Source organism: Sorangium sp. So ce375, assembly GCF_051473855.1.
Classification (GTDB): domain Bacteria; phylum Myxococcota_A; class Polyangia; order Polyangiales; family Polyangiaceae; genus Sorangium.
Map to the genome: position 1 here is coordinate 228,899 of NZ_CP150335.1, position 26,115 is coordinate 255,013.

Consider the following 26,115-nt stretch of genomic DNA (forward strand, 5'->3'; position numbering starts at 1 on the left):
GCCGGAATGCCAGGTGCCCTGCGCTGATGTTGTCTGGTTCACGTCTTGATGTCGGTTCACCCGTTGCCCATGAAACAGGGCGCTCCAGCACGGGGGGCTCGCTCCTCCTGCGGCTCCTCGGGCTGAGCTGGGATTATCGGGGGCGCGTCGTCCGTGTCCTCGGCTACCAGATTGCCCTGCTCTCGCTGGGGCTCGCGGGGCTCGGGCTGACCGGGCTTGCCATCGACATCCTCCGCCACCGGCTCGATCCGTCGATCCGCCTCCCCGATCTGCCTGCCGGCCTCGGCCGGCTGATCGACGCCGAGCGTGAGCCGATGCGCGCGGTCGTCTCGATCGGCGCCGCCATCCTCGCCATGGCGGTCGCGCGCGCGGTGATCAACTACGGTTACGCGCTCTCGGTGGGCCACCTCGTCCACATGGAGATCGTCCCGGATCTCCGGGCGAGGGTGTACGACAAGCTCCAGCGGCTGAGCTTCCGGTTCTTCGACGCCAACAAGAGCGGCTCGCTCATCAACCGCGTCACCGGCGACGTGCAGCTCGTGCGCTCGTTCGTGGACGGCGTGCTGCTCCCGAGCGTCATCATGGTCCTGTCGCTCGGCGTGTACGTCGCGTACATGCTCCGCGCGCACGTCCTCCTGACGCTCGCGTGCCTCGCCCCGACGCCGCTTCTCTGGATCACGAGCACGCTCTTCGCCCGGTGGGCGCAGCCCGCCTACCTGCGCAACCGGGAGCTCGTGGACCGGATGGTCCTGAGCTTCACCGAGGGGCTGCAGGGCATCCAGGTCATCAAGGGGCTCGGGCGAGAGCGCGAGGCCCATCGCCGCTTCGACGAGCGCAGCCGCGAGGTGCGCGAGCAGCAGCAGGACACCTTCCGGACGGTCAGCGTGCTCAGCCCGACCATCGATCTGCTCGGGCAGATCAACCTCGTCATCCTGCTCGGCATGGGCGGGCTGCTCGTCACGCGCGACCGGATGACGCTCGGGCAGCTCGTGGTGTTCGCCGGCATCCTGCAGCAGTTCTCGGGGCAGATCGCGAGCATGGCGACGATCGTCAACACCGCGCAGCAGAGCCTCATCGGGGCGAAGCGCGTCTTCGAGGTGCTCGACACCCCCGTCGAGATCACGAGCCCCGAGGCGCCGGCGCGCCCCGCGCGGGTGGAGGGGCGCCTCGTGTTCGAGCGCGTCACGTTCGGGTACGATCCGGAGAGGCCCGTCCTCCACGACGTCCACCTCGACGTCGCGCCCGGGCAGTTCGTCGCCGTGATCGGCCCGACCGGCGCGGGCAAGAGCACGCTGCTCAGCCTGATCCCTCGCTTCTACGATCCGACGTCGGGGCGCGTCCTCCTCGACGGCGTCGATCTCCGGCGCCACGACCTCGACCAGATCCGCCGGCGCATGGGGGTCGTCTTTCAGGACAACTTCCTCTTCAGCAACACGGTGGCGGCCAACATCGCGTTCGGCGCCCCGCACGCGACGCGGGAGCAGATCGAGCGCGCGGCGGTCATCGCCTGCGCCCACGAGTTCATCCGGGAGCTGCCCGAGGGCTACGACACCGAGCTCAGCGAGGCGGCTGTCAACCTCTCGGGCGGCCAGCGGCAGCGGCTCGCGATCGCGCGCGCGGTGCTGCTCGACCCGCCGCTGCTGCTGCTCGACGACCCGACCGCGGCGGTGGACGCGAGCACGGAGCGCGAGATCCTCGACGCGATCCTCAGCGCGACGCGGGGGCGGACGACGATCATGGCGACGCACAGGGCGCACCTGCTCCGCCGCGCGCACCAGGTGATCGTGCTCGACCGCGGCCGAGTCGCCGAGCGGGGCACCCACGAGGAGCTCCTCCGGCGGCGCGGCCACTACGCGAGCGCCCTCGCGCTGCACGACGCCCACTCCTTCGAGGCGCGGGCGGACGACACCCCGTCGCGGCGCTCTGTCGCGGGCGCGCGCCCCGCCGGGGACCCGGCGTGAGCCGCGGGGTCGAGGCGCCGCGCCGCCCCGCCACGGCGCCGGGGTCGGCTCGCACCGCGGCCGAGCCGGCGCCGATCGACGTGCGCCTCGGCCTCGCGCGCGTCGCGCTCGAGGACGAGCCGGATCAGCACCATCATCGCAAGCTCGATTTCGGGCTCGTGCGGCGGGTGTTCTCCTTCACCCGCCCGTACGCGAGGAAGCGGAACGCGCTCTTCGCGCTCGTGGTGGTGAGGTCGATCCAGCTCCCGATCCTGACCTGGGCGGTCGGCGCGATCATCAGCGGTCCCGTGGCCCGGCGCGACGCGCGCGCCACGCTGATCGCCGTCCTCGGCTTCGCGGCGCTCGTCCTCTTCACCGAGCTCGTCTTCCACTACCGCGCGCGGCTGGCGCTCGAGCTCGGCGAGGCGGTGGTGTTCGACATGCGCGATCGGCTGGAGAGGCACCTCCTGCGCATGCCGATGCGCTTCTTCGTGAAGACGAAGGTGGGGCGCCTCATCGGCCGCATGACGTCCGACATCGACGCGATCCGGGTGGCCGTGCAGGACGTCGTGTTCGTGACCACGGTGAACCTCGGCACCATGGCGGTCGCGATGGCGCTGATGGCCCACGCGCACTGGCCGCTCTTCCTCGTGGTGGTCGCGATGGTCCCCGTGTTCTGGGGGCTGATCGTCTATTTCCACAAGCGCCTCGGGGCCGCCCACCAGCGCGCTCAGGAGAGCTTCACCCGCGTGACCGCGACGCTCGCCGAGTCGGTCACGGGGGTGCGCGTGACGCAGGGCTTCGTGCGGCAGGACATCAACGGCGGGCTGTTCCGCGCGCTGATCTTCGACCACTCCCGCTACAACATGGATGCGGCGCGCCACTCGGCGGCGTTCCTTCCGCTCCTCGAGTTCAACGGGCAGCTGTTCCTGGCCGTCCTCGTGGTCGTCGGCGGCTATCAGGCCTTGCACGGCGCGATCGAGCTGCGCGTGCTCGTGGAGTTCTTCTTCCTGGCGAACCTGCTGTTCAACCCGATCCCGGTCCTGGGCAATCAGTACAACCAGGCCCTCGCGGCGATGGCGGGCGCCGAACGGCTCTTCCGCGTGCTCGACACGGAGCCTGACTGGCCCGACGAGCGCGGCCTTCCGGCGCTCCCCCCCGTGCGCGGCCGGGTCGTGTTCGAGGGGGTCCACTTCGCCTACGATCCGGGCAAGCCGGTGCTCCACGGCGTCGATCTCGTCGCCGAGCCGGGGCAGATGATCGCGCTGGTCGGGCACACGGGCAGCGGCAAGACGTCGATCCTGAACCTGCTCGCGAAGCTCTACCTGCCGACGGCGGGGTCGATCACCATCGATGGGCACGATCTCGCGGCGACCTCGTCCGCCTCGCTGCGCGCGCAGCTCGGGCTGGTGCTGCAGAGCAACTTCCTCTTCAGCGGCACGGTGCTCGACAACGTGCGCCTGGGCAACCCCGCCGCGACGGACGCCGAGATCCGCGACGCGGCGCGGGGCCTCGACGTGCTCGACATGCTCGAGGCGCTGCCGGACGGCCTCGGCACCGAGGTCGGCGAGCGGGGGACGGCGCTGTCGCTCGGGCAGCGGCAGATCGTGTGCTTCCTGCGCGCCATGGTCGCCAACCCGCGCATCGTGCTGCTCGACGAGGCGACGAGCGCCGTGGACGCGCTCACGGAGGCCCGGCTGCAGGCGGCGCTCGGGAAGCTCTTGCGAGGGCGGACGAGCTTCGTTGTGGCCCACCGGCTGAGCACGATCCGGCACGCCGATCGCGTCGTCGTGCTCGACCATGGGCGGGTCGTCGAGCAGGGGACGCACGCGGAGCTGCTCGCGCACGGGGGAGTGTTTGCGGCGCTCCACCGGGAGCTCATCCATGAGGGGGCGGCCCCCGTGGAGGGAGCGCGTGGCGTCAGACGGTCAGGCGACCTCTAGACGGACGGGGACGTTGTTGCGGGTGGCATTCGAGTACGGGCAAACCTGGTGCGCCTTCTCGACCAGATGCTCGGCTTGCGACCGCTCCAGGCCCGGCAGCGCGATCCGCAGGCCGATGTCGAGGCCAAACCCGCCCTCGGAGCGCGGGCCGATGCCGACGGTCGCCGTCACGGTGGCCTCGGCCGGGATCCGGGCCTTCTCCTGCGCGGCCACGAACTTGAGGGCGCCCAGGAAGCAGGCCGCGTAACCCGCCGCGAAGAGCTGCTCCGGGTTGTTCCCCTCGCCGCCAGCGCCGCCGAGCTCCTTCGGCGTAGAGAGCTTGACCTTGAGAGCACCGTCAGCAGTTGCGGCGTGGCCGTCGCGGCCGCCCTGGGCCGTGGCTTGCGTCGTGTACTTCACGTCAACAGGCATTGGAGCGTTCCTTTCGTGGCGATGAGCCCGGGCGTGGGCAGCTCGTCCCCGCCGGGCACGACCCGACCGGGCAGCGCCGTTCGGGTACGCTCCCATAGTGCCCGCTTTCCTCCCGGGCAACAGCGGGAGGAGACGTCACCCGGAAATCACGTCCGGCATCGAGCACGCGGCGTCATCAGCTTGCAATAGCTCGCCGTCAGCCGTCAGCTCACGGCCGGCCCAGGTGTAGACCAGCGCGGAGACGTCGGGCGCCCCGACCGGTATCTCCCCGGCGAAACCGAGCGTGACGAGCTCGAGGCGGTTGCCGAATGGATCGTTGAAATAGAGCGACGCCTGGCCCGGTGGTCCGAGCCGCGTGGGGCCGTACGTCGGCACCGAAGCCGCGTTCAAGCGCTCCTTCCACGCGAGCAGCTTCCCAGGCGCGACCGAGAGCGCACAGTGCGGATGATCCGCCGTGCGCGGCGGCTGCCCGATCGGCGACTCGAAGAGATCGAGCCGCGGCCCCCCTGCGAACACGACCGAGAGGTGGACCCCCCGCGCGATCTCGTCCGCTGGTCTCCCCATCCGCTCGAGAAACGGGGTGTCGACCCGCATCACCAGGCGCGCGCCGAGCAGCCCGACATAAAACCGCTCGGCCACCTCGAGATCAGCGCACGGAAAGGTGAGGTGATCGACCGCGCGCAGCTTGCCGCCCCACGGCGGACAAAGGCGGTACGCGAGGTGCGACCAGGCGAAGAAGAGGCGCATTCCCACGCCGATCGCCTTTCGCTGTACCCGCGCCGCCAGCGGCGCGGTGGTGAGTTGAGGGGACATGACGCGTTTCCTCCGTTGATTGGATGTCAATCAATCAGTTGATTTATGCTAGGACACGTCGACCGGCCCGTCAAGGCGCGCGCCGCGGGCGCTTGCTCGAAACGGAGGAAACCTGTAGCTTTGCACGGACTTGGCCAAGACGAGACACGCCGCCTCGGCCGGCAAGACCGCGGCCACGGAGCTCGGTGCAGCGCGGAGGCGCGATCTGCTCGAGGCGGCGTATACGCTCATCGCGGAGAAGGGCCTGGAGGGGCTGCGGACGCGCGAGATCGCGGCGCGCGCGGGCGTCAATATCTCGACGCTTCATTACTACTTCGGGACGAAGGACGCGCTCCTCGTCGCCATCGTCGAGCACGTGGCGGACAAATTCGGCGAGGAACAGCGCCGGCCCGCGGGGCAGGGGGACGCGGTCGCGAGCCTGAGAGCGCACATCGAGAACGCATGGCGCAGCTTCCAGGACAATCCGCGCCTGGCGACCGTCCTCCAGGAGCTCTCCTTGCGCGCGCAGCGCGACCCGGCGGCGCAGTCGGCGCTCCGCGCCGTCCACGAGGGGTGGAACCTCGCCGTCGAGCGCCTCGTGCTGCAGGGCGTGCGCGGCGGACAGCTGCGCTCCGATCTGGATCCTCGCGCCGCGGCCCGCGTCGTCACGTCCTTCATCATCGGCGCAATGACCCAGCTCGGGGTCGACGCCGGAGCGTTCGACTTCCACCTCGTCTCGGAGGAGCTCGATCGATGGCTCGCCCCCGCGGATGGCAAGCGGGCGCGCAAGCGCCCGGGCTGAGCACAGCCGGTCAGCTCGTCCGGAAGGCGCGGTAGAGCTGGTCGCGCCACGCGACAAGGTCATCGTAGCGATCGCGCAGCTCGGGGTCGGCGAAGCACCGCCGGCTGGCGGCGCCGAGCTTCAGCTGGGCGGGCGGCGCCACGTTCACGAGGACCTGGCTCATCGCGATATCGGCGAAGCTGAAGCGGTCGAGGAGCGTCCGCGGCGCGTCTCCAGAGGGCGCCGTCCGCGCGAGCGTCGCGCGGATCTCCTCCAGCACGGCGACCTGCGTCCGCCGGTGCGCCTCGCCGTCGGCCTTGTCGCCGTCGTACTTGCGGAGGGTGCGGGCGACTCCCAGCGCTCCTAGCCGCGAGGCGAGGGGACCGAGCGCGCGGCGGATCGGCCCCGGCGCCATCTCGGCGAGCGCCTCGTCGTCGGCCAGCATGCGCTTCAGCGCGCGGGCGCGCCCGGCCGCGAGGCCGCGCTCCGACAGATCGATGAGACGCGCGATGTCGGCCTCGTGCTCGACAGGGAACAGGGTCGGTCCCGCGCCGCGCCCGTCTGCCCAGCGCGCGATGTCGGCCGAGTCCCCGAGCACGCGGCCGTCGTCGGTGGTGAGCACCGGCACCGAGACACGGCCTGTGAGCCGGCGGAGCTTCACCCGGAGCGCCGGCTCACCGACGAGCGGCTGAAAGTGCCGGAAAGTGTAGGGGACGCGCCGGACGTCGAGCGCCCAGCGAGCCTTCTCTGTCCAAGGCGAGAACACGAGTCCAAGTAGCTCGGTCATGGGCCGGCAGCTTACCACGCTCGGCGGTGCGGGCGCGCCGCGCCTAGCAGCCCAGCCCCGATGCGCAGGGCAGGAACACCGCCTTCCCGGTCACGGTGGTGTCCAGGGTGTCGCGGCGGAGGAGCAGGCGGGCGTATCGCCTCCGCCGTGGCAGGCGTCCGTTTTTCCGCCGTTTACGCCGCCTGGCGCCCGGAGGCGGCATGCTCCGTGCAGTCATCGTGTCTCATGCGCTCCGGTGAGCCCAGGCTATGGTCTCGTGATCTCCGGCGAGCGTGTCGCGATGAGCAGTTCGAGCGCACGCCGCGCCGTGCGCGCGCCTCGGCGACAGCTCGCCGAGCGGTCGTCGCGGGGGCAGGGTAGCCGCGAAAGGGAGGGACGTCCGTGCGAATCCATCATCTCAACTGCATTTCGACCTGCCCGATCGGCGGCGCGCTGATGGATGGGCGGACGCTGGGGCTCCGCGGGAGGCTGACGTGCCATTGCTTGCTGCTCGAGACGGAGAGCGGCCTCGTCCTCGTGGACACCGGGCTCGGGCTGCTGGACGTCTCGATGGCGAGGAAGCGGCTCAGCCGGTTCTTCCTCTTCCTCGTGCGACCGGAGTTCCGCGCCGAGATGACCGCGCACCGGCAGATCCAGCGCCTCGGCCTTCGACCCGAGGACGTCCGCCATATCGTTCTCACCCACCTCGATTTCGATCATGCCGGCGGCCTCGACGACTTTCCTGGAGCGGCGGTCCATCTGCTCGCCGACGAGCGTGACGCCGCGGTCGCTCGGCGGACGCTCCTCGACCGGATGCGCTACCGGCCGGCCCAGTGGTCGACGCAGCCGAGCTGGATTGCCTACCCCTCGGGCGGCGAGCGCTGGTTTGGCTTCGAGGGCGCGCAACCGGTGGTTGGTTTGAAGGAAGAGGTGCTCTTCGTCCCGCTCATCGGTCACACGCTGGGCCACGCGGGCGTGGCTGTCCGGAGCGATGGCGGCTGGCTGCTCCTCGCCGGCGACGCCTACTTCTACCACCGAGAGATGGACCCGGCTCGACCGACGTGCACGCCGGGCCTGCGTTTCTATCAGTTCATGATGGAGAAGGACCGCGGCGCGCGGCGCGCGAACCAGCGACGGCTGCGCGCGCTGCGCCAGGAGCGCAGCCAGGAGGTGAGGCTCGTGTGCTCTCACGATGTCGTGGAGTTCGAGCGCATCACCGGACGAAGCCATGCTGTGCCGGCCGGCGCCCGCGGGAGGGACGCGCCCGAGCTCCCGCTGTGGACCCCCGTTTCGGCCGCGGGGGCGCGCTGGCCGCGCACAGCAGGGCAGGGCGGCTCGTGACTACGTCGCATCCCGGCGCGGGGACGCTCCCACCGGCAGCGTGAAATGGAACGTCGTGTGACCCCCCTCGGGGCTCTCGACCCAGATCCTGCCGTCGTGGGCCTCGACCAGGCCCTTCGCGATGTACAGGCCTAGGCCGAGGCCGACCACGCGCTCCTCCTTCGCCTTTCCTCGGAAGAAGCGCTCGAACAGGAGCGGGACGTCCTCGGCCGGGATCCCGCGGCCGCTGTTCCGGATGGAGATCTGCACCTCGTCGTCGCGCCGCTCCAGCGCCACGTGGATGGGGGTCTCTGGATCACCGTATTTCACGGCGTTGGAGATGAGGTTGCTGAGCACCTGCTCGACGCGCCCGGCGTCCGCGCGTACGACGGGGATCTCGCTCCGGCTCTCGACGCCGATCGCGCGCCCCTCGGTCTCGCTCCCCATCCGCTCGACGACCGCCTCCACGAGGGCCCGCAGGTCGATGGGGGCGCGCTCGATCGCGAGGCGACGCGACTCGATCTGAGAGATGTCCGTGAGATCGGAGACCATCCGCCCGAGCCGCTTGGCGCTCGCCAGGATGTGTCCCGCCCTCGTCTTCACCGCGGACGCGACCTGGGGCTTCCGCTCGAGCTGGGCCGCATAGCCGATGATCGTCGTCACGGGCTGCTTCAGGTCGTGCGCCACCACCGACGTCCACTCTTCCTTGAGCCGTTCGAGCTCCTTGAGCCGGGTGATGTCGTCGAACACGACGACCGCGCCGAGCGGCTTGCCGTTCCCGTCGACGATGGGGCCGGCGCTCACGAGCACCGCCAGCATGCTGCCGTCGGCGCGTCGGAGCGACAGCTCCCTCGAGCTCGTGATTTCGCCTCGCAGCGCGCCCGCCGACGGCTGATCCTCGTCCGTGAGGGGCTGCCCGTCGGGCAGGCACCACGCGTCCGGCAGCCCGGGCGGCGAGCCTGTCCCGGCGAGCTCCTGCGCGCGGCGATTGCGGGCGATCTGCGCGCCGTCCCGGTCGAGGAGGAGGATGCCGACCGGCGAGCGCTCGATGACCGCGTGGAGCCAGCGCCGCTCGGCCGCGAGCTGTCCGAGGAGCTGCTCGCGCTCCTCGTCGGCGAGCTTCTCCGTGGTGACGTCGCGCGAGATGCCGATCCCGGCGATCGGGTCTCCGTGCTCGTCGCGCTGGATCGTGATGTGGGTGGAGACCCAGCGGGTCCGGCCGCTCCTGTCGATGATCCGGAATGTGAGCCGGCCGCCGGCCGCGGCCATGTGCTCGACGAACGCCTGATAGCGCCCGACGTCCTCGGGGTGGATCAGGGTGACGAACAGCTCGGGGTTCTCGTACCAGGCCTCGGGCGGATAGCCGGTGTGCTCTAGGACGGCAGGGTTGATGTACTCGTAGCCCCCTTCCGGGCCGAGCCGCATACGGAAGATGACGTCGCTCGCGTGCTCCGCGATCACCCGCAGGCGCTCTTCGCTCAGCCGCAAGGCTCTATCGGCGCGCCGCTGCTCGGTGATGTCGAGGGCCGTGCCGATCATCCGGAGCGGAGAGTCGTCCTCGGCGCGGATCACGTCCGCCTCGGTGTGGAGGAATCGCTCCTCGCCGCTCGGGCGGATGATCCGGTAATCGACGCAGTACGCCAGCGTGCCCTGGAGCGCGAGGTCGACGGAGCGTATGACATGCTCGCGGTCCTCGGGATGGATGCAGTCGAGGAACCGCTCGTAGGTGAGCGTGCCGGCGTCCCGGGAGAGCCCCAGCATCGGATAACATTCGTCGGACCAGAACAGCTCGTTGTTCGGAATGTGCCAGTCCCAGTTGCCCAGCTTGGCCAACCTCTGCGCCCGGGCGAGGCTGTCCTCGCTCAACCGGAGCGCGGCCTCGGTCTGCTTGGCTTCCGCGATCGTCGCGTGGAGCTGCTCGCGCGAGCGCTCGAGCTCGTGATTCTCCCGCTCGAGCTCCTCGATCCGCGCGCGCTGGACGCTCAGCTCGGCGGCGGCGAGGGCCATCCCGAAGAGGCTCGCCAGGGCGCTCGCGAGCTCGACCAACTCGGCCCGCGGCAGCGCGGGCTGCGCGGCGGCGCAGAGCAGCACCGCGCGCAGGGAGCCGGCGAAGGCGATCGGGATCGCGAACGTGTGGGTACAGCCGCAGCGCTCGTGTAGATGGCCGGCGTCAAGGAGCGCCCCGGCGCTCTCGTCCTCGGGCGCGACCTGCACGACCCTCGTGTGGGCGGCGGCGCCGGCGAGGCTCTGCGCGTCGAGCGGAAGGCGCCGGAGCGCGTCCAGCGAGCCCGCGCCGCCGCCCTCGGAGGCGACGAGCCCGAGCTCGCGCGCTTCCGGCGCGACCTCGTAGAGGCAGGCGATGTCGACGCGAAGGAGGCGCGACGCCGCCGCCACGATGGCCTGCTGCAGGCCGTCATCGCCGGCGCGTGAGAGGGCCATCGACGCGTCGGCCACGGCGCGGGCCAGCACGTCACTCGCCGCCGGGGGCTCCCCGCGGTGTCGCTCCGTGGACGGTCCACCCCGTTCGGCTCCGCGCCTTCTGTCGTCGCTGTTCAATCCGCCCCTCGCGCCTTCTACCCGGATCCTGGTGAGCGCGAAGCGAGACTATCACGAGCCTTCGCGCCGCAACCTGGTTCGCTCGGCGGACGGCGGCCTGGACCGGCGCAGGCCGGCGGCGCCTCTGCCGCGAGCGCGCTGGCCGAGGAGGACCCCAGGGAGAAGATCCGCAGCGGCCACCGTGCTGGGTGGCGCCTGCCGGGCGGCGTCACCTCCCCGCGGCGAAGGCCAAGCGCCTCCGCGCCGCCGAATGTGCGTGGGCGATTTGCATACTGATCGCAACCTGCCATCGTCGCTGTAGGGGCCGAGCGCCGTCTGGCGCATGTTGGTATGCGGGGGTGGCATATCCCGATAGCACCGCACGGACGCGTGGGCCCCTCGCTGCGTGATGGCCAGTCGCACTGGAACATGGGCAATCCGGTGCACCATCGCGCCGAGAGCGGCGCTTCGCCGCGGCGCGTGCCGAGGAGCAAACCATGATTCACGCGATGCAGGGAGACCCTCGCCGCTCTCGGCGAGGGTCCGGGGTCGCTTTCATCCTCCCCCCAATCAGAACGTTCTTTGCGACCCGTCGATGCCATACGGCTGGGCGACATACCTGCGCAAGAGAAAACGTGAATTACAGTGGCGACGTCGCGGTCTCTGGAGAGCGGCGTCGCGTCCTGCGCCGGCACCTGCTCTTCCGCCCGATGCGGCCATCACCGAGCTCCTGGTCTACGTCCTCGCGGTGTCGACCCGCCGTTACGGCATCGAGGTCCATGCGCTCTGCGCCATGTCGACACATCTGCATCTGATCGTGACCGATCCGAGGGGAGTTCTGCCGCGCTTCTTGCAGTCCTTCCATCGCATCGTGGCGCTTGGCACGAAAGTGCTCCGCGAATGGGAAGGCCCGGTGTGGGACCACGAGGCCACGAGCGTGGTGCGGCTGCTGACGCGCGCGGCGGTGGTGGAGAAAATCGCCTATGTCATGGCGAATCCCGTCGCTGCTGGCTTGGTGCGGCATGCTCGCGAGTGGCCGGGCGCCAAGGTGGATGTCGACGAGCTCGGCCGTGGTGTGCTGCGCGCGGCGCGGCCCACAGCGTACCTCGACCCGGAAAATCCCCAGTGGCCCGAGGAAGTGACGGTCTCGCTCGCGCTGCGCCGATCATCGAGCAGGACGGCGCGGAGGGCTTTCGTCTCGACGTGTCTGCCGAGCTCGAGCGGCAGGAAGCGCACGCCCGTGCGGAGGTGCAGCGGCGAGGACTTCGTTTCTTGGGCGCCGAGAGGGCTCGCAAGGTGTCCCCTTACGAGCGCGTGACGAGCTTCGAGGCGCTGCGCGACAGCAATCCGACATTCGCGGTCGGCCGTGGGCAAGGAGACGCATGGCGAATCGCGGGTGCCGCCGTGCGCGCGTGACCGACGTTGCGGCAGGTGGGCGCCACAGGTGCGCTGCGCTCGGCACGGGACAGGTGGCGTGTTGGGGCTGGAACTTCAACGGCCAGAGCGGCGGTCGGCCCATCGTGGATGGCGCCGACGAGGTCGCCGGCGTCACCCTCATCGAGGGCGTCGCCGGTGCGGGGGCCGTCTGGGCCGGTGGACGCCACAGCTGCGCGCTGCTCGACGACGGCGGCGTCATGTGCTGAGGCTCCGGCCAGAGCGGCCAGCTCGGCTCCGAGGAGACCAACGTGGTCTCCATCCTCCGCCGGGCTCTCGGCGAGCGCCGGCTCGACCGACGTTGACGATCGCCACGTTGACGATCGCCGCGGCTTCGACGGCGCGCTGCGCGCTCGGCCCCGCCGGCGCTGCGCGCGCCGTCACCCCTCGAGGTACGAGCCGAGCTCTCGTTGCCGCGAGCGCGTCCGGAGCTTCTCCAGCAGCTTCGCCTCGATCTGGCGGATGCGCTCTCGCGTCAGCGAGAACGACTGCCCGATCTCCTCGAGCGTCTCGTCCTCGTTGCCGTCGAGGCCGAAGCGGCGCCGCAAGAGCTCGCGCTCGCGCGGCTGCAGCGAGTCGAGGAGCTCGCGCGTCTGCTCGATCAGGCGGCGCCGGGCCAGCATGTCGGCGGGCGTGGGCTCGTCGTTGGCCAGCAGATCGCCGTACCGGGTATCCCCCTCCTCGCCGACGGGGGCGTCGAGGCTGAGCGGCTCGAGAGCGAGCTCGCTGATCACCCGGACCTTCTCTACCGACAGACCGCTCCGCTCCGCGATCTCCTCGACGGAAGGCTCGCGCCCGCGCTCCTGCACCAGGTCTCGCCGGGCGCGCACCACCTGGCTCCGGATCGCGGTGAGGTGGACCGGCATCCGGACGGGCTTACCCTGGTTGAGGATCGTCCGCTTGATGGCCTGCTTGATCCACCACGCGGCGTAGGTGCCGAAGCGGTGGCCGCGGCGGTACTCGAACTTGTCGGCGGCGCGGATCAGACCGAGGTTGCCCTCCTGAACGAGGTCGAGCAGCGGAACGCCGAAGCGTTGATGCTCCCGCGCGATGGCGACCGCGAGCCGGAGGTTGGCCTGGACGAGCTCGGACTTCGCCTGGGCGACGGCGCGGCGCCCGCGGGCGATAGCCGTGAGCGTGGCCTGGATCGAGGCGCGCGCGCCCTCCTCGGCCTCGGCCGCCGCTGTGCGCAGGCTCCGCTCGATGCGCTCCTCGAAGGCCGGATCGAGGCGCAGCTCGGCGAGGCCCGCGGCGACGCTCGCGAGGGCGAGCTCCACGCCGTCCTCGGCGATCTGCCGGCCGAGGAGCGAGCGGGCGAGATCGAGCAGCTCCGCGAGCCGCTTCGCGGAGGTGTCCGCCTCGGGATCGCCCGCGTCGGTCTCGCACAGCAGATCGCGCAGGCTGAGCGCCCCGACCTGGACGTCCTCCGCCGTCGAGGCGAGCTCGCGCAGCGCGACGGGCGAGCGGACCCACGCCTCGAAGCATGCGAGCGTGCCCGCCTCGATACGACGGCCGATCGCGACCTCGCCCTCGCGCGTCAGCGGCTGGCTGCCGGCGAGCGCCCGGAAGTAGAGCTCGGTCGCGCCGAGCGTGGCCTGCGTGCCGGCGGCCTTCGCGCGCCGAGCCGGCGCGCGCTCGCCCGCACGTCCGCCCGCGGAAGCGATGGAAACGGGATGACTCGATTCGGACTCGCTCGTCGAGAGCGAGGGACGGAACCTCATTCAATGCGCTCCAGTGTTGCCGCTGCGTCGTACCCGACCGCGAAGGGTGTGGGGGGGCACGATCATCAATGCGCCTCGATATCCTAACCGCTGAGGACGTAAATAGGAAAACGAATCGACCGCCGACATGGCTCATTTTCCCGGCGTTTTTCGGTGCTGTTCCCCTGCTCGGCGCGGCGCGTTCTCGTTGTCCTGGGATGGCGGCGCGCGGGCGTGCGTTGCCAAACGAGCGTGCGTTGCCGGACGAGCGGCCGCGTCACGCTCGATCGCGCTGGGGAACGGGAGAGGCGGGTACCGGAGGGCGCGGTGTAGCGGAGGGGCCTCGAGAGGGGAAGGGCGCTCTCGAACCGACAGGGGTCGGTTCCGGAGGAGGGCGTGGAGAGGTCGCGATGTGCCGCGATCGCCCGGCGAGGGGGTGGGTCGATCGGCGACCGACGGGGGCGGTTTCGGAGGCGGGCGCGGGGAGGTCGCGATGCGCCGGGACCGCCTGGCAAGGGGGGCGGCCCGAGATCGGAGCGAACGGCCTCGAAGGGCGACGCAGGGAGGTCGATGTGCCGGGACCGCCTGGCAAGGGGGGCGGCCCGAGATCGGAGCGAACGGGCTCGGAGGGCAACGCAGGGAGGTCGCCACCTGGCGGGGCGGCGTCGCGACGGGGGCGGATCGAGCCGAGACTGCAGCGGATGGCGTCCGGGGGGCGGAGGAATCGATCCAGCACGAGGTGGCGCTGCTGCCCCGGAGCCCTTCGGAGCGACGGGCTTCTGGTACAGCGCGGAGCGCCCTGCGCGGCGCTGGCTCTGCGCGCCTGGTCCTGCGCCGTTCGAGCAGCGGTTGCTATGCTCCGCGCCCGCGCTTCCCTCCGGAGCGCGCAGGGAGCCATTCCACCGAGGTGCGACGCATGATCCAGATCTTCGGCACGGCCAAGTGCAAGGCGACGCGGGCGGCGCAGCGGTTCTTCGCCGACCGGGGCATCAAGGTGCAGCTCGTCGATCTGCGCGAGAAGGGCCTCTCCAAGGGGGAGCTCGCGAGCGTGGCGCGCGCGGTGGGCGGTGTGCGCGCGCTCTACGATGCGGAGGGCGCGCGGGTGAAGGAGCGCGGCCTACAGCACCTCGGCCCGAGCGATGCGCGGATCGCCGAGCTTCTCGTGGAGGATCCGCTCCTGCTCCGCACGCCCATCGTGCGCGACGGGACGCGCGCCTGTGTGGGCGCGGCCGAGGCCACTTGGAAGGTCTTTGCTGACACCGCGAAGGGCGGGTAGCGGAAGGGCGGCCAGAGGCGACCGGCGGACGTCGGGGCGGCGCGCGGGCGGGGAGAGCGCGCTCGGGGGGAGCGCGGCCATGCGACGAGCCATGTCGCCGTCTGGTCGTGGACGTGGACGGGAGGTTCGCGCCGAGAGCAGGGCCGCGGTTAGCGCTCTGGGCGCCTCTCCTCGACGTGGTGCCGTCGACGCTCCACGCGATGCTTCTTCGCCGGCTTCGCCGGAGTCGTCGACCTGACCGAGGCCCCCGCCCTGACCGAGGCCCCCGCCCTGACCGAGGTTGCCGGCCTGACCGAGGTTGCCGGCCTGACCGAGGCCCCCGCCCTGACCGTGGCGGCCGCCCTCACCGTGGCCGCCGGCCTGACCGCGGTCGTACGGTGCACATGGTGATGGTGATGGTGGCCGTGGCGATCGAAGTCGACGCGGTAGCGGACCAGGGCGCGCGGCTCGTCGCGGTAGTAGACCCAGCCGTGGCGCGACGGATAGTACCAGCGGCCGTCCACGTAGTAAACGTAGGTCCCGCGGTAGTACACGCGTGGGTAGGTCTCGATCTGGACCGGGACCGCCGCGATGTGAACGACCGGCTCCTCGTACACCGCGAACTCCTGGTACGTGACGGTCGCATGCGCCGGCGCGGCGGCCCTGGTGTGGACTTCTGCCGCGCACCCGGTCGCGCCGAGGAGCGCGAGCGCGACGAGCGCGGCAAGCACGACGAGCCTGCTGCGCTGCGGGGCATGCGCTGCAGCGCTGGGGGAGAAATTATCGAGGACTGGCACGTTCATCTCCATGGGGTTCACAGGAGCAACTGCGGTGCCACACGGCGAAGGCGGAGCTCCGCCGGCGCGTCGCAGGGCGCTGCCCGTTGGTATAGCGCTTGCTGCCCATGCGCGCATCGGCGCGACGGCGCCAGACTTGGATAAAGGAAGACGATCCCATGAAACTTTCGAAGGTGCTCACCGGTCTCGCTGGCTGCGTCCTCGCCACTGCCTCGCTCACGGGGTGCATCGTCGTCGATCATGGCGATGACCACCTCACGCGCGGCTCGCTCACCGTCGCCCTGACCATCGACGGCAGCGACGACCCGTGGGAGTGCTTCGATCACGACGTGAGCGGGGTCGCGGTCAGCGTCGAGGACGAGGCGGGCTTCGTCGTCGAGGCGGTGGGGGACTGCGATGATCTCGGCCTCACCATCGACGGCCTCTCCGACGGGTACTATGACGTCGATGTCTGGCTTGTCGATTTCGATGGATACGCGATGAGCGATATCGTGCGCGTCGAGGGCGTCGACGTGCTCGAGGGCGCCGACACGCTCGTGGAGGTCGACTTCCCGTGGAGGTGGATCGACCCGTAAGACGCGTGCGGCGCGCCTGAGCGAGCGCGCTCGAGCCTCTACTCGCTCGCGATCGCGTTCACGAGACCACAGAAGGCGTGATTGGATCGGGTAGGCGGGTCGGGCTCGGGAGCTCGGCGCCCGCGAAGGCCGCGAGCAGGCGCCATCGCCGCCGCCCTGCGGGACATGAGGCCCTGTTACTGAGCCTTCTGCGATTCCGCTTGCTGCTGCGCGGACGCCTGCGGGCCTTGCTGCTGGCCGGTTTGCAGCCGGCCGAACTGGTCGCGTTGCTGCTGGCCGAGCTGACCGCGTTGCTGCTGGCCGGTTTGCAGCCAGCTGAACTGGCCGGGCTGCGTCTGGCCGAGCTGGGTGCGCTGCTGCTGGCCGGGCTGCGTCTGGCTGACCTGGGTGCGCTGCTGCTGGCCGGGCTGCATCTGGCTGACCTGGGTGCGCTGCTGCTGGCCGGGCTGCATCTGGCTGACCTGGGTGCGCTGCTGCTGAGCGCGTTGCTGCTGGCCGAGCTGGGTGCCCTGCTGGCCGGTTTGCATCCAGCCGAACTGGCTGCGTTGCTGCTGGCCGAGCTGGGAGCCTTGCTGCTGAGCGTGTTGCCGCTGGCCACCTTCCTGCTGCCCTTGGAGGAGCGAGCAGAAGAGTTGCTCGGCCTCCCTCAGGCGGTGCTCGACGTCCGCTCGCAGCTCCTTCACGCGTGTTCGTATCTCGGGGTTCTCCGCGTTCGCGACGCGCGGCATGTCGAGGAGCTCGAGGGCGCGGCGATGGAAGGAGATCTGCGCCCAGACGAAGGCCTCGTCGAACTCGGCGCCTTCCTGCTCGTCCAGCGCCCCGCTCACCTCGGCCGAGCTCTTCTCGATCTCTCGGCAGCCCGGGCACGACTCCATGTTGATCCTGGAGCCCCTCGATTCTCCACCGATCCCGGACTGGTACTGCTCCTCGATGAGCTGCTCGGCGTAGCGTTGCACCTCCGGGGACTCGGCCTTCTCCACGGCGATCTCCGACAGCTCGACCTCCTTCTGGTGGATGAGCGATTCCAGCGCCGTGAGCTCCGCGTCCGACGGCCGCTGCGTCACGTCTCCACTGCCGATCTGTCCGCGGCCACCCTGCCTGCCGCCCTGACTGCCGATCTGTCCGCGGCCACCCTGCCTGCCGCCCTGACTGCCGATCTGTTCGCGGCCTCCTTGCCTCCCACCTTGATAGCCGGCCTGCTCGCCGCACATCTGCCTGGCGCCCGCGCGCTCGCCGCCGCCCTGCCTGCCGCCTTGATGGCCGGGCTGCTCGCGGCCGTGCTGCCTGCCGCCGGCCTGCACTCGACCGCTCCTCCCGCCGGCGCCTCGCGCGCCGTCTCGGCCCGTCTGTTCGTGGCTCCGGCCGCCGGGGCCCGTGCTGGTCCCCTCGCGCCCAGCCGTCCCATCGCGGTTCCTCTCGGCGTCATCCTTGCTGCCGATGCAGCCACTGGCCCCCGCGAGGACAAAGCTCCCAGCGAACATGATCGCCATGAGGCGACCTGAACGATTGCCCATCATTGCTTGCTCCTTGCCCGACACCGGCGCGCTGTCGCGCTCACCTGCCGGTTATCGGCCCCGAACATCTGGGTTCGGGAAGGGAGGATGGTGAGCGAGGTAGAGCCCTAAGCCAGCATCGTCATTTCCCCGAGATCCCCCGCGCCCCCTGCGCGATCGCCGCGAGGGCCGCAGTCCCGCTCGGCGTCGACCCTTGTCGGCGTCGACCCTCGCCGACGCGCAGCGGCCGGCCTGGCGATCGACGTCGTCCCCGAAGAGCCGCTCGGGCACCCGCCCGCGCGCCCACGCCAGGGTGAGACCGGACACGCCGCCAGACAGCCGGGCACGCACGCGCCGCGCGGGACACCGCACGGCGAGCCACGCGCGGAGGAACCCGCCCGGCCGGGTCGCGCCGCCTTTCGCCGCGCCATCGATGAGCGTAAGCTCCGGCGGCGTCCGACCGAGCGACGCCGCGGCCCTCGGTCGAGGCGCTGGTCGCCGTCATTCTATGGGAACCTCCGCGCATACCGGCCCGCCTCCCGGGCCCGCCACCCGCGTCGATACGACGGACATCGAGGCCCTGAAGCGTGAGCTCGAGCGGCTCCGCGCCGTGGGGTCCCGGGATCGCGGGTGGCTCGACGCCGTGCTCGAGCACAGCCCGCACGGCGTCATCATCTGCGACGCATCCGGGAAGCTCGTCCTGCACAACCGGGCGGCGGAGCGCATCTGGGCCGGCAGCGCCTCGACCGAATCGGTCGACGACTGGACGCTCTATCGCGCCTTCCACGAGGACGGCCGCCCGTACGCGGCCGAGGACTGGGCCATGGCCCGCGCGATGTCCGAAAGGCAGGTCATCGAGAGCGAGGAGACCCGGATTCAGCGCTTCGACGGGACGTATGGCATGGTCCTTGGGAGCGCCGCGCCCATCATCGGGCCCGGAGGCGAGCTCGAGGGCGGGATCTCGGTGTTCGCCGACATCTCGCGCCTCAAGCAGGTCGAGGCCGAGCGCGGCGAGCTCGCCGCGCAGCTCACGAGGCGGGTCGAGGAGCTCGATCGCCGCGCCCGGCTCACGCAGGCGCTGCTCGCGGTCAGCTCCGCGCTGAGCGGCGCGGTCACGGTCGAGCAGGTGTCCGCCGTCGTCATGAGCGACATCCACCGGGTGCTCGGCGCCTCGACGACGATGATGTACACGGCGGACGAGGCGGCCGGGGTCGCGACGCTCGTCGGCCACGCGGGGCTCGAGGAGCAGCGCGCGAGCCCTTACACGACGGTGCCCCTCGACGCGCGCCTGCCGCTCGCGGACGCGCTCCGGGAGCGCCGCCCCATCTGGGTCGACGCGAGGCGGAGCCTGCACGCCGCGTACCCCGAGCTCGCGGCCCTGAGGCCTGCCCGCGACGACATGAAGGCGCTCGCCGTCCTGCCGATCGTCGCCCACACGGCGCTGCTCGGCGGGCTCGCGTTCTCGTTCGCGAGCGAGCGGGCGTGGAGCCCAGAAGAGCGCGAGTTCCTGCTGAGCGTGGCGGCGCAGTGCGCGTCGGCGCTGGACAGGGCGCGCCTGCTCGAGCAGGAGCGCGAGGCCCGCGCGCGCGCGGAGATGCTCGCGGCGGAGCTCGAGCGGCAGCAGGCGACGCTCCGCCTCCTGAGCGAGGCGGGCGCCGCGCTCTCCGGCTCGCTCGACGTCGCGTCGCGGCTCACGCACCTGACCCACCTCGCCGTCCCCACCCTGGCGGACTGGTGCGCGGTCGACATGCTGAACGGCGACTCCATCGAGCGCGTGGCCGTTCACCACTGCGATCCCGCGAAGATCGAGCTCGCCGAGCTCCTCCGGGCGATGGACCCGCCCCGGCCCGACGCCCCGGCGGGCGTGCCCGCGGTGATCCGCTCCGGTCGCCCCGAGTGGATGGCCGACATCCCCGACGCCGCCATCGAGTCCGCCGCGATGGGCCCCGAGCACCTGCGCCTGATCCGGTCGCTCGGGCTGAGATCGTATGTCGTCGTCCCGCTCCGGGGGCGCGACCGGACCATCGGCGCGCTGACGCTGGTCCACGCGGAGTCGGGCCGTCGCTTCAGCGAGGCGGACGTCGCGCTCGCCGCGGAGCTCGCGAGCCGCGTCGCCCTGCAGATCGACAACGCGAGGCTGTTCCAAGAGGTCGATGCGTCTCGCCAGCAGCTCGCGCGCCTGTTCCACCAGGCGCCCGCCGGCATTTGCATCCTGCGCGGTCCCCAGCACGTCTTCGAGCTGGTGAATCCGACGTATCGGGGCATCCTCGGCGGTCGAGAGGTGCTGGGGAGGCCGATCCGGGAGGCGCTCCCGGAGCTCGCCGGTCAAGGCACGTTCGAGCTCCTCGACGAGGTCTACCGGAGCGGGCAGCCCCACGTCGGCACGTCCGTGCCGCTCCGGCTCCGCCGCGACGCCGACGGGCCCGAGGAAGAGCGCTTCTTCAACTTCGTCTACCAGTCGATGCGCGCGCAGGGCGGCGGCGCCGACGGCGTCGTGGTGTTCGCCTTCGAGGTGACCGACCAGGTCCTGGCGCGCCGGCGGGTCGAGCAGCTCGCGGCCGAGCAGGCCGCGGTCGCGACGGACAACGCCCGGCTGTTCCGGGAGGCGCAGTCGCTCATCCGCGCGCTCGAGCGGACCAACGCCGAGCTCGACCAGTTCGCGTACGTGACGAGCCACGATCTGAAGGCGCCGCTCCGGGGCATCGCGAGCCTCGCCCAGTGGATCGAGGAGGACCTGTCGGACAAGCTCACCGCGGACACGCGCCATCAGATGGAGCTGTTGCGCGGGCGCGTGCGGCGCATGGAGGCCTTGATCGAAGGGATCCTGGCCTACTCCCGCGCCACGAGGTTCCGCGAGAAGCCGGAGAGCGTCGATCTCGAGAGGCTGGCGAGGGAGGTGGTCGAGCTCATCGCCCCGAGGCCGCCTGCGCAGGTGACGCTCGACGTGACGCCGGCGATCTTGCGGACGTACAGGGTGCCTTTGCAACAGGTGCTGATGAACCTGATCACGAACGGCCTCAAGCACGCGGGCCGCGAGGACGCGGCGGTCTCCGTGTCCGCCCGGGAGCAGGGCGACCGGGTCGAGTTCTCCGTGTCCGATAACGGGCCTGGCATCGCGCCTGCGTACCAGGAGAAGGTGTGGGCGATGTTCCAGACGCTGCAGGCGAGGGACAAGGTGGAGAGCACGGGGATCGGCCTCGCCATCGTGCGAAAGATCGTGGAGAGCCGCGGCGGGCGGGCGTGGGTGGAGTCGGACGGCAAGAGCGGCGCGACGTTCCGGTTCACGTGGCCCACGAGGGAGGAGGCGGAGGGCGCCGCGTAGCGGCCGCGCCCGCCGAGCTGCCAGGAAGCGCGCTTCCAGCGACGGGGTCGGGGGACGAGGTGCTCAGTTCGCGGGCTTCGGCATCTGGAACACCACGGCTTCCTCTTCGGCGTCCAGGTCGTTGACGTTCCAGTAGATGGACCCGCAGTCGACGGCGATCTCGAAGAAGTACGGCTGCCCGGTCGTGAGGGTGATCGTGTCCCCCATGCCGAGGTGCGCTCTCCGCACCTCGCCTTTCCCCTCGCTGTTCCTGTAAACGGTCCAGTAGACGAACTCGTCGTCCACCGCGAGCGACCTGGCGACCGCCTGAGCGTCGACCGTGGTGGTGAAGGGCGGGGCGCTCGGCGCCGCGTTCGTCGGCTTAGACTGGACCGCGCCGTTTGTGTCGGTCACCCAGTGCAGGACGCCGTTGGCGAGGACCAGCTCGGTCGGGTTGCCGTTCGTCTCCGCGAAGACCTCGGCGGTCTCGCCGAGCGGGTCCTTCGTCTTGCGCAGGATCTGGCCCGCCCAGTAGTTCGACCAGTAGACGTGGGTCGCGTCGACGGCGACGCCGATCGGGCGGTCAGTGGAGGCGACCAGCTCGGCGACGGCCAGGCTGCCGTCGGCGTTGGGCCTGGCCTTGGCTCGCCAGATGGCCGCGGGCGACTCCGTTGCCCAGTAGATGCTGTCGCCGAAGGAGGCGATCCGGCCGTAGGCCGTGAGCGCCGGATCGCCTTCCTGCAGCGGGACCTGCGCGATCCGGATCGGGCTGGAGCTCGGCGGCTCGATGGAGATCCCCAGCACGTCTCCGTTGCCCCAGTTGATCCAGGAGAGCTGCCCGCCCGAGTAGGTGACCCAGGCGGTGTCACCGAACCCGTAGGTGCCCGGAAGCGTGCGCGCGGCCCCGCCGTCCTTCGGGATGGCGATGATGGCCTGGTTGTTGGCCAGGAGCACGAGATCCCGGGTGACCGCCATGCCCTTCGCGTTGGACCCGAACTCCCCTGGCATCCGCGTCACGGGGCACTCCCCCGCGGCGCAGTTCGACGGGGGGCACGAGGGCGCTCCCCCAGCGCCGCCGTCGCCGCCGTCGCCTCCGTCACCGCCGGCGCCGTCACCGCCATCGCCGCCGGCGCCCGACGTCGCCTGCGTAGAGCCTCCGTCTCCTGACGCGGTGGTCGTCGTCGAGGACGCGGAGGAAGCCCCGTCCGTGCCAGGCTCGATGCCGAAAATGAGATTGCAGCCGGTGCCCGCCGCCGCGAGCGCGAGCAGGGCGCAGGGCAAAGCGATCTTGCTGTGCATGATGGAGTGTATACATCCCCGACGACGCTCGCGGCGATCGCCGGCCGCCGCCTGGGCGCGACACATCCGTGCGACACCCGCGCTCAGGCGAGCCTGCGGAGCTGCTCCAGCCGCCGGCGCGGCTCGATGTCGCGCCGCTTGATCTTCCCGGTCCTGAGCTCCTCGTAGGGCCCGCACACCGGCCGGTAATCGCACTGCGCGCACGCCCCCTCCGCCGGCATCGGCAGGAGCGCCGCCTTGTCGATCGCGTCCCCGATGATCCCCGCCACCTGGGCGGCCGCGTCGCGCGCCCGCGCGTCCAGGTAGATGGGCACCTCCGTGAAGCCGCCGGCGGAGGTGCAGTAATAGAGCCGCCCCGACTCGACCTGCGTCCCCGGGGGCATGAGCTTCTCCAGCGCGAGCGCGTAGAGGACCGGCTGGAGCGTGCCGCCGCCGCTCACGACCGCGTCCCGCGGCGCCCGCGCCTTGCCCGTCTTGTAGTCGGTCGCCCGCATCGCGCCCCACACGCTCCGCTCGACCAGATCGATCGAGCCCCGGAGCCGGACGCCGCAGTCGAGCTCCACCGGCGCGTCCGAGCTCCCCGGATCGCGGGTGGCGAGGCGGCGCGGCAGCCCGAACGACAGCTCGAAATGGATCGGCTCCCAGTCGCGGTCCTCCGCGGCGCGCCGCAGCCACTCCCGGAGGTCGGCCCGCACCGACGCGATGCCGTCGTCCCAGACGCGCCGGATCGCCGGCGCGAGCTCGTCCGCGTAGCGCGCGGCGACGCGGTCGAGCGCCCGATCGAGCTCGGCCCGCGCCTCGTCGAGCGAGGGCAGGTCGAGCGGCAGCTTGCCCGCGTCGCGCAGGGCGACGAGCACCTCGTAGAGCACGTCGTGCACGAGCCGGCCGCGCTGGAGCGGGTCGAGCTCCTCGATCGCCTCGGGCGCAGGGCGCGGCGCGAGCTTGTGCACGGCGTAGAGGAAGAAGCGGTAAGGGCACGCGGCGAAGTGCTGGAGGGCGGTCGGCGAGAACGATCTCCGCCCGAACACGTGCTTCGCGAGCGCCTCGCGCGCCTCCGCGACCGGCTTGAACAGCCCGTCGGCGCTCGTCCAGCCAGGGATCCAGCGCCGCGCGCGGAACCGGAGCGCGCGCGCGAGGTGCGGGTTCGCGTTGAGCAGGTAGCGCGCGGTGCCGACGGTCTGCTCCTCCGGCAGGCTGAAGAGCGTCTCCAGGAGCGCGAGGTCGTGCTCCGCCGCGTCGATGGCGTCCTCGGGCCGCGCGGGCGCGGGCCAGCCGATGCGCGCGGCGCCGCCCTGCTCGGCGCGGCGCTCGAGCTCGCCGAAGCCGGGCAGCCTGCCCTCGGCCGCGCGCAGGAGCTCGAGGCCGTAGAACGACGGAACTCGAGGGCGGGACTGATCCATGTCCACGCGCGGGTACGACACGACGAGCCGCTGGCGGGCCGCGCCGACCGCGAGCCGGAGCGCGAGGCGCTCGCGCGCCACGCGGTCGTCGCTCGTGTCGAGGCCCGAGTCGCCCCCGGCGATCGTCCGGCGGAGGGCGTCGCGGAGGATCGGATCCTCGACGACCTTCTGCGGGAAGATCCGCTCGGCGAGCCCGGGGACGAAGACCACGTCGAACGAGCGCCCGCGGGCGCCCTCGATGGGCGAGACGAAGAGGCGCCCGTCGCGGCGGGCGGCCGGCGGCAGCACGAGGTCGGTGAGGCGGCGCGAGAGGCACAGGCGGATCTCGCCGAGGTCCACCGGGCCGACGTGGGCCATCGGCGCGAGCTCGGCGAGCACCGCGAGCACGCGCTCGGGCCGCCGGAGCGCGCGCGTCGCGAGGGCCGAGAGGCGGCGCTGCCACTCGCCGAAGGTGGCGCGCTCGCCCGGGCTCGGCAGCGCCGCGAGCAGCGGCAGCGCGAAGGCGCGGAGGGCCGACAGGTCCGCGAGCGTCCGCGTGATGCGCGCGGCGTCGCGGTCCTCGGGGGCGCGCGCGAGCTCCAGCCGGAGCTCGCGCTCGAAGCCCGTGAGCCGCGCCTCCCAGCGATCGAGCCCGCCGATCACCGCAGCATCGACGAGGATCCGCTCCCAGCGCCGCGGGGCGCGCAGGGTGCCGTCGTGCACGGGGGCGTCGGGGTTTGGGGCTGTCGGATCGGCCTTGAGGGCTGTCGGATCGGGGCTCTGGACTGTCGGATCGGGGTTTGGGGCTGTCCGAGCGGGGTTGAGGGCTGTCGGATCGGGGCTCTGGACTGTCGGATCGGGGTTTGGAGCTGTCGGATCGGCCTTGCGGGCTGTCGGATCGGGGCTCTGGACTGTCGGATCGGGGTTTGGGGCTGTCGGATCGGGGTTGAAGGCCGCCCGACCGGGGTTGAGGGCCGCCGGATCGAAGCTTTTCCCCGGGAGATCGAACCCGTGATCTTCCCCCGGCACGTCGTCGTCCGGGAGCGACTCGTCGAAGCCGCCGCGCAGGAGCTCGGGGAAGAGGTCGTCGTCCGGCGGCACCCAGCGGTCGGCCTCGGGCGCGGCGGGCGGCGGCTCGCCCGCGGGCGTGACGTCGGGGACCTGCCCGAGCGACAGGTACTCGGCGAAGCGCGACGCCGACAGGTGCTCTGCGGCGCACGCGAGCAGCGCGAGCAGCGCGCGGCCCGCCGGATCGGGCTGCACCGAGCCCTGCGCGAAGTGCGCCGGGATCCCGGCCCGGCGAAGCGCCTCGACGAGGTGCGCGCGGTACTGCTCGGGCGCGCGCAGGAGGATCGCCATCCGCTCGAACGGCACGCCGCGGGCGGCCTCGCGCAGCGCGATGCGCGCGAGCTCCACGCACTCGCGGCTCTCGCCGGGCGCGGAGAGGATCTCGACCTCGTCGCCGAGCCCGGGGGCATCGTCGGTCAGCGGGTCGAACAGGTGCTCCTGCAGGCGAGCGAGCGAGGTGCTGGGCGCGACCGGCGGCGGCTCGTCGCCCGCGCCGTCGTCGCCGCCGTCGTCCACGCCGTTGCCCGCGCCGGCGCCGTCGTGCGCGGCCGAGACAGCGGTCAGCGAGACCCGCCGCGGCGGCGATCGGAGCGCGTCCTGGAGGTGGCGCAGCGACGCGGCGTCGCCGGCCGGCACGGTGGCGAGCGCGTCCGGCGAGCGCGCCGCGACGGCCTCGAGGAGCTCGCGCTCCAGCGCGAACCGCACGGGCAGGTCCAGCAGGAGCATCGGCAGCCCGAGCAGCGGGTGGCGCGAGCGGGGGTCGCCGTCGTCCGCGGCCCGGGCGCGCTCGGCCGCGAGGCGCAGGACGATCGCGCGATCGGCGAGCCCCGCGTCGTCCAGGGCGGCGTCGAAGGCGTGGGCGATGCGGTCGAGATCAGCGGGCGCGAGCGCGTCCGGCGCGATGCCGGAGAGCCGGACCTCGTCGAGCGTCCGCGCTACGGCGCGCGGCAGCCCGGGTCGATCCGCGACGCGGGCGAAGCGGCCGAGCAGCCCGTCCTGCGCGAGCCCGTCGATGGTGCGCGCGCAGAGGGCCTCGATGGCGAGCGCGCTGGCCGGGACGAGGCCGCGCTCGGCGAGCGCCGGCATCGCGAGCGCGGCGGCGAGGCGCCCCAGGGTGAGCCGGTGCCAGCCGAAGGTGGCGCGGCGTCCTCGGATCGACGCGCGGGCGAGCTCGCTCACGGCCTCGACCGAGGCGCCGACGAGCAGCACCCGCTCCGCGGGGCGCCGGCGGCGCAGCCAACCCACGGCCCGATCGAGGCGGGCGGCGGCGCTGGGGGAGGTGATGACGGCGTGGGGCACGGGGAGGCTCGGGAGGCGGCGGAGGCC

The 26,115-nt window shown here is 71.8% G+C and carries 17 protein-coding genes and 1 pseudogene; 9 read left to right on the plus strand and 9 right to left on the minus strand.

Annotated features, from left to right (window positions below; all coding sequences use genetic code 11):
- The first annotated feature begins 26 nt into the window (after positions 1-26).
- Together WME90_RS00880 and WME90_RS00885 are read left to right on the plus strand one after the other, a co-directional pair.
- Positions 27-1,961 (plus strand): ABC transporter ATP-binding protein, encoded by a 1,935-nt coding sequence (locus tag WME90_RS00880; RefSeq protein WP_437279143.1) that lies wholly within the window; start codon positions 27-29, stop codon positions 1,959-1,961.
- The gene (locus WME90_RS00885; RefSeq protein ID WP_437279144.1) at positions 1,958-3,883 is read left to right on the plus strand and encodes an ABC transporter ATP-binding protein; all 1,926 of its coding nucleotides are present in this window, start codon (positions 1,958-1,960) and stop codon (positions 3,881-3,883) included. Before WME90_RS00880 ends, WME90_RS00885 begins: the two co-directional genes overlap by 4 nt.
- On the opposite strand, the gene WME90_RS00890 is transcribed toward WME90_RS00885, so the two are convergent.
- The gene (locus tag WME90_RS00890; protein WP_437279145.1) at positions 3,869-4,294 is read right to left on the minus strand and encodes an organic hydroperoxide resistance protein; all 426 of its coding nucleotides are present in this window, start codon (positions 4,292-4,294) and stop codon (positions 3,869-3,871) included. The two genes, WME90_RS00885 and WME90_RS00890, sit on opposite strands and share 15 nt — an antisense overlap.
- A 135-nt stretch (positions 4,295-4,429) precedes the next feature.
- Positions 4,430-5,107: a VOC family protein gene (locus WME90_RS00895; RefSeq protein ID WP_437279146.1), complete on the minus strand. Its 678-nt coding sequence runs from the start codon at positions 5,105-5,107 to the stop codon at positions 4,430-4,432.
- 130 nt (positions 5,108-5,237) lie between these two features.
- On the opposite strand from WME90_RS00895, the gene WME90_RS00900 reads away from it, so the two are divergent.
- Positions 5,238-5,888 carry a TetR/AcrR family transcriptional regulator gene (locus WME90_RS00900; RefSeq protein ID WP_437279147.1) on the plus strand — a complete coding sequence of 217 codons (651 nt, stop codon included), beginning with the start codon at positions 5,238-5,240 and terminating at the stop codon, positions 5,886-5,888.
- 10 nt (positions 5,889-5,898) lie between these two features.
- Here the strand turns inward: WME90_RS00900 and WME90_RS00905 are convergent, their stop codons facing one another.
- Positions 5,899-6,654: a glutathione S-transferase gene (locus WME90_RS00905; protein ID WP_437279148.1), complete on the minus strand. Its 756-nt coding sequence runs from the start codon at positions 6,652-6,654 to the stop codon at positions 5,899-5,901.
- A 381-nt stretch (positions 6,655-7,035) separates the two neighbouring features.
- On the opposite strand from WME90_RS00905, the gene WME90_RS00910 reads away from it, so the two are divergent.
- On the plus strand, positions 7,036-7,974 hold the full coding sequence (locus WME90_RS00910; RefSeq protein ID WP_437279149.1) for an MBL fold metallo-hydrolase: 939 nt from the start codon (positions 7,036-7,038) through the stop codon (positions 7,972-7,974).
- Here WME90_RS00910 and WME90_RS00915 read toward each other — a convergent pair whose 3' ends face one another.
- Positions 7,975-10,422, minus strand: a complete 2,448-nt coding sequence (locus WME90_RS00915) for a PAS domain-containing protein (protein ID WP_437279150.1) — start codon at positions 10,420-10,422, stop codon at positions 7,975-7,977. It lies immediately after the preceding gene.
- Positions 10,423-11,123: 701 nt separating this feature from the next.
- Between WME90_RS00915 and WME90_RS00920 the strand changes: the two are divergent.
- Positions 11,124-11,901 (plus strand): annotated as a pseudogene (locus WME90_RS00920) (transposase); the annotation flags it as partial.
- On the plus strand, positions 11,871-12,131 hold the full coding sequence (locus WME90_RS00925) for a hypothetical protein (protein ID WP_437279151.1): 261 nt from the start codon (positions 11,871-11,873) through the stop codon (positions 12,129-12,131). The pseudogene WME90_RS00920 and the gene WME90_RS00925, both read left to right, overlap by 31 nt.
- Before the next feature lie 171 nt (positions 12,132-12,302).
- Here WME90_RS00925 and WME90_RS00930 read toward each other — a convergent pair whose 3' ends face one another.
- Positions 12,303-13,643, minus strand: coding sequence for a sigma-70 family RNA polymerase sigma factor (locus WME90_RS00930; protein ID WP_437279152.1), 1,341 nt, complete (start codon positions 13,641-13,643; stop codon positions 12,303-12,305).
- An 895-nt stretch (positions 13,644-14,538) separates the two neighbouring features.
- On the opposite strand from WME90_RS00930, the gene WME90_RS00935 reads away from it, so the two are divergent.
- Positions 14,539-14,898: an arsenate reductase family protein gene (locus WME90_RS00935; protein ID WP_437279153.1), complete on the plus strand. Its 360-nt coding sequence runs from the start codon at positions 14,539-14,541 to the stop codon at positions 14,896-14,898.
- A gap of 149 nt (positions 14,899-15,047) precedes the next feature.
- Here the strand turns inward: WME90_RS00935 and WME90_RS00940 are convergent, their stop codons facing one another.
- Positions 15,048-15,674 carry a hypothetical protein gene (locus WME90_RS00940; protein WP_437279154.1) on the minus strand — a complete coding sequence of 209 codons (627 nt, stop codon included), beginning with the start codon at positions 15,672-15,674 and terminating at the stop codon, positions 15,048-15,050.
- A 158-nt stretch (positions 15,675-15,832) separates the two neighbouring features.
- Here WME90_RS00940 and WME90_RS00945 point away from each other — a divergent pair, with 158 nt between their 5' ends.
- Positions 15,833-16,249 (plus strand): hypothetical protein, encoded by a 417-nt coding sequence (locus WME90_RS00945; protein WP_437279155.1) that lies wholly within the window; start codon positions 15,833-15,835, stop codon positions 16,247-16,249.
- A gap of 176 nt (positions 16,250-16,425) precedes the next feature.
- On the opposite strand, the gene WME90_RS00950 is transcribed toward WME90_RS00945, so the two are convergent.
- Positions 16,426-17,766 (minus strand): DUF4142 domain-containing protein, encoded by a 1,341-nt coding sequence (locus WME90_RS00950; RefSeq protein WP_437283761.1) that lies wholly within the window; start codon positions 17,764-17,766, stop codon positions 16,426-16,428.
- A 484-nt stretch (positions 17,767-18,250) separates the two neighbouring features.
- On the opposite strand from WME90_RS00950, the gene WME90_RS00955 reads away from it, so the two are divergent.
- Positions 18,251-21,064 carry a GAF domain-containing protein gene (locus tag WME90_RS00955; RefSeq protein WP_437279156.1) on the plus strand — a complete coding sequence of 938 codons (2,814 nt, stop codon included), beginning with the start codon at positions 18,251-18,253 and terminating at the stop codon, positions 21,062-21,064.
- Between the two features lie 63 nt (positions 21,065-21,127).
- On the opposite strand, the gene WME90_RS00960 is transcribed toward WME90_RS00955, so the two are convergent.
- Entirely contained in the window at positions 21,128-22,342 is a 1,215-nt protein-coding gene (locus tag WME90_RS00960) for an ABC transporter permease (protein WP_437279157.1), read from the minus strand.
- An 83-nt stretch (positions 22,343-22,425) separates the two neighbouring features.
- Positions 22,426-26,088 carry a PD-(D/E)XK nuclease family protein gene (locus WME90_RS00965; RefSeq protein WP_437279158.1) on the minus strand — a complete coding sequence of 1,221 codons (3,663 nt, stop codon included), beginning with the start codon at positions 26,086-26,088 and terminating at the stop codon, positions 22,426-22,428.
- Between the last annotated feature and the right edge of the window lie 27 nt (positions 26,089-26,115).

What these genes read in the sequence shown, in the direction of transcription:
- WME90_RS00880 (WP_437279143.1), top strand. Translation starts at nt 27, where the DNA reads ATGTTGTCTGGTTCACGTCTTGATGTCGGTTCACCCGTTGCCCATGAA.
- WME90_RS00890 (WP_437279145.1), bottom strand. Translation starts at nt 4,294, where the DNA reads ATGCCTGTTGACGTGAAGTACACGACGCAAGCCACGGCCCAGGGCGGC.
- WME90_RS00895 (WP_437279146.1), bottom strand. Translation starts at nt 5,107, where the DNA reads ATGTCCCCTCAACTCACCACCGCGCCGCTGGCGGCGCGGGTACAGCGA.
- WME90_RS00905 (WP_437279148.1), bottom strand. Translation starts at nt 6,654, where the DNA reads ATGACCGAGCTACTTGGACTCGTGTTCTCGCCTTGGACAGAGAAGGCT.
- WME90_RS00925 (WP_437279151.1), top strand. Translation starts at nt 11,871, where the DNA reads ATGGCGAATCGCGGGTGCCGCCGTGCGCGCGTGACCGACGTTGCGGCA.
- WME90_RS00930 (WP_437279152.1), bottom strand. Translation starts at nt 13,643, where the DNA reads ATGAGGTTCCGTCCCTCGCTCTCGACGAGCGAGTCCGAATCGAGTCAT.
- WME90_RS00935 (WP_437279153.1), top strand. Translation starts at nt 14,539, where the DNA reads ATGATCCAGATCTTCGGCACGGCCAAGTGCAAGGCGACGCGGGCGGCG.
- WME90_RS00945 (WP_437279155.1), top strand. Translation starts at nt 15,833, where the DNA reads ATGAAACTTTCGAAGGTGCTCACCGGTCTCGCTGGCTGCGTCCTCGCC.
- WME90_RS00950 (WP_437283761.1), bottom strand. Translation starts at nt 17,766, where the DNA reads ATGATGGGCAATCGTTCAGGTCGCCTCATGGCGATCATGTTCGCTGGG.
- WME90_RS00955 (WP_437279156.1), top strand. Translation starts at nt 18,251, where the DNA reads ATGGGAACCTCCGCGCATACCGGCCCGCCTCCCGGGCCCGCCACCCGC.
- WME90_RS00960 (WP_437279157.1), bottom strand. Translation starts at nt 22,342, where the DNA reads ATGCACAGCAAGATCGCTTTGCCCTGCGCCCTGCTCGCGCTCGCGGCG.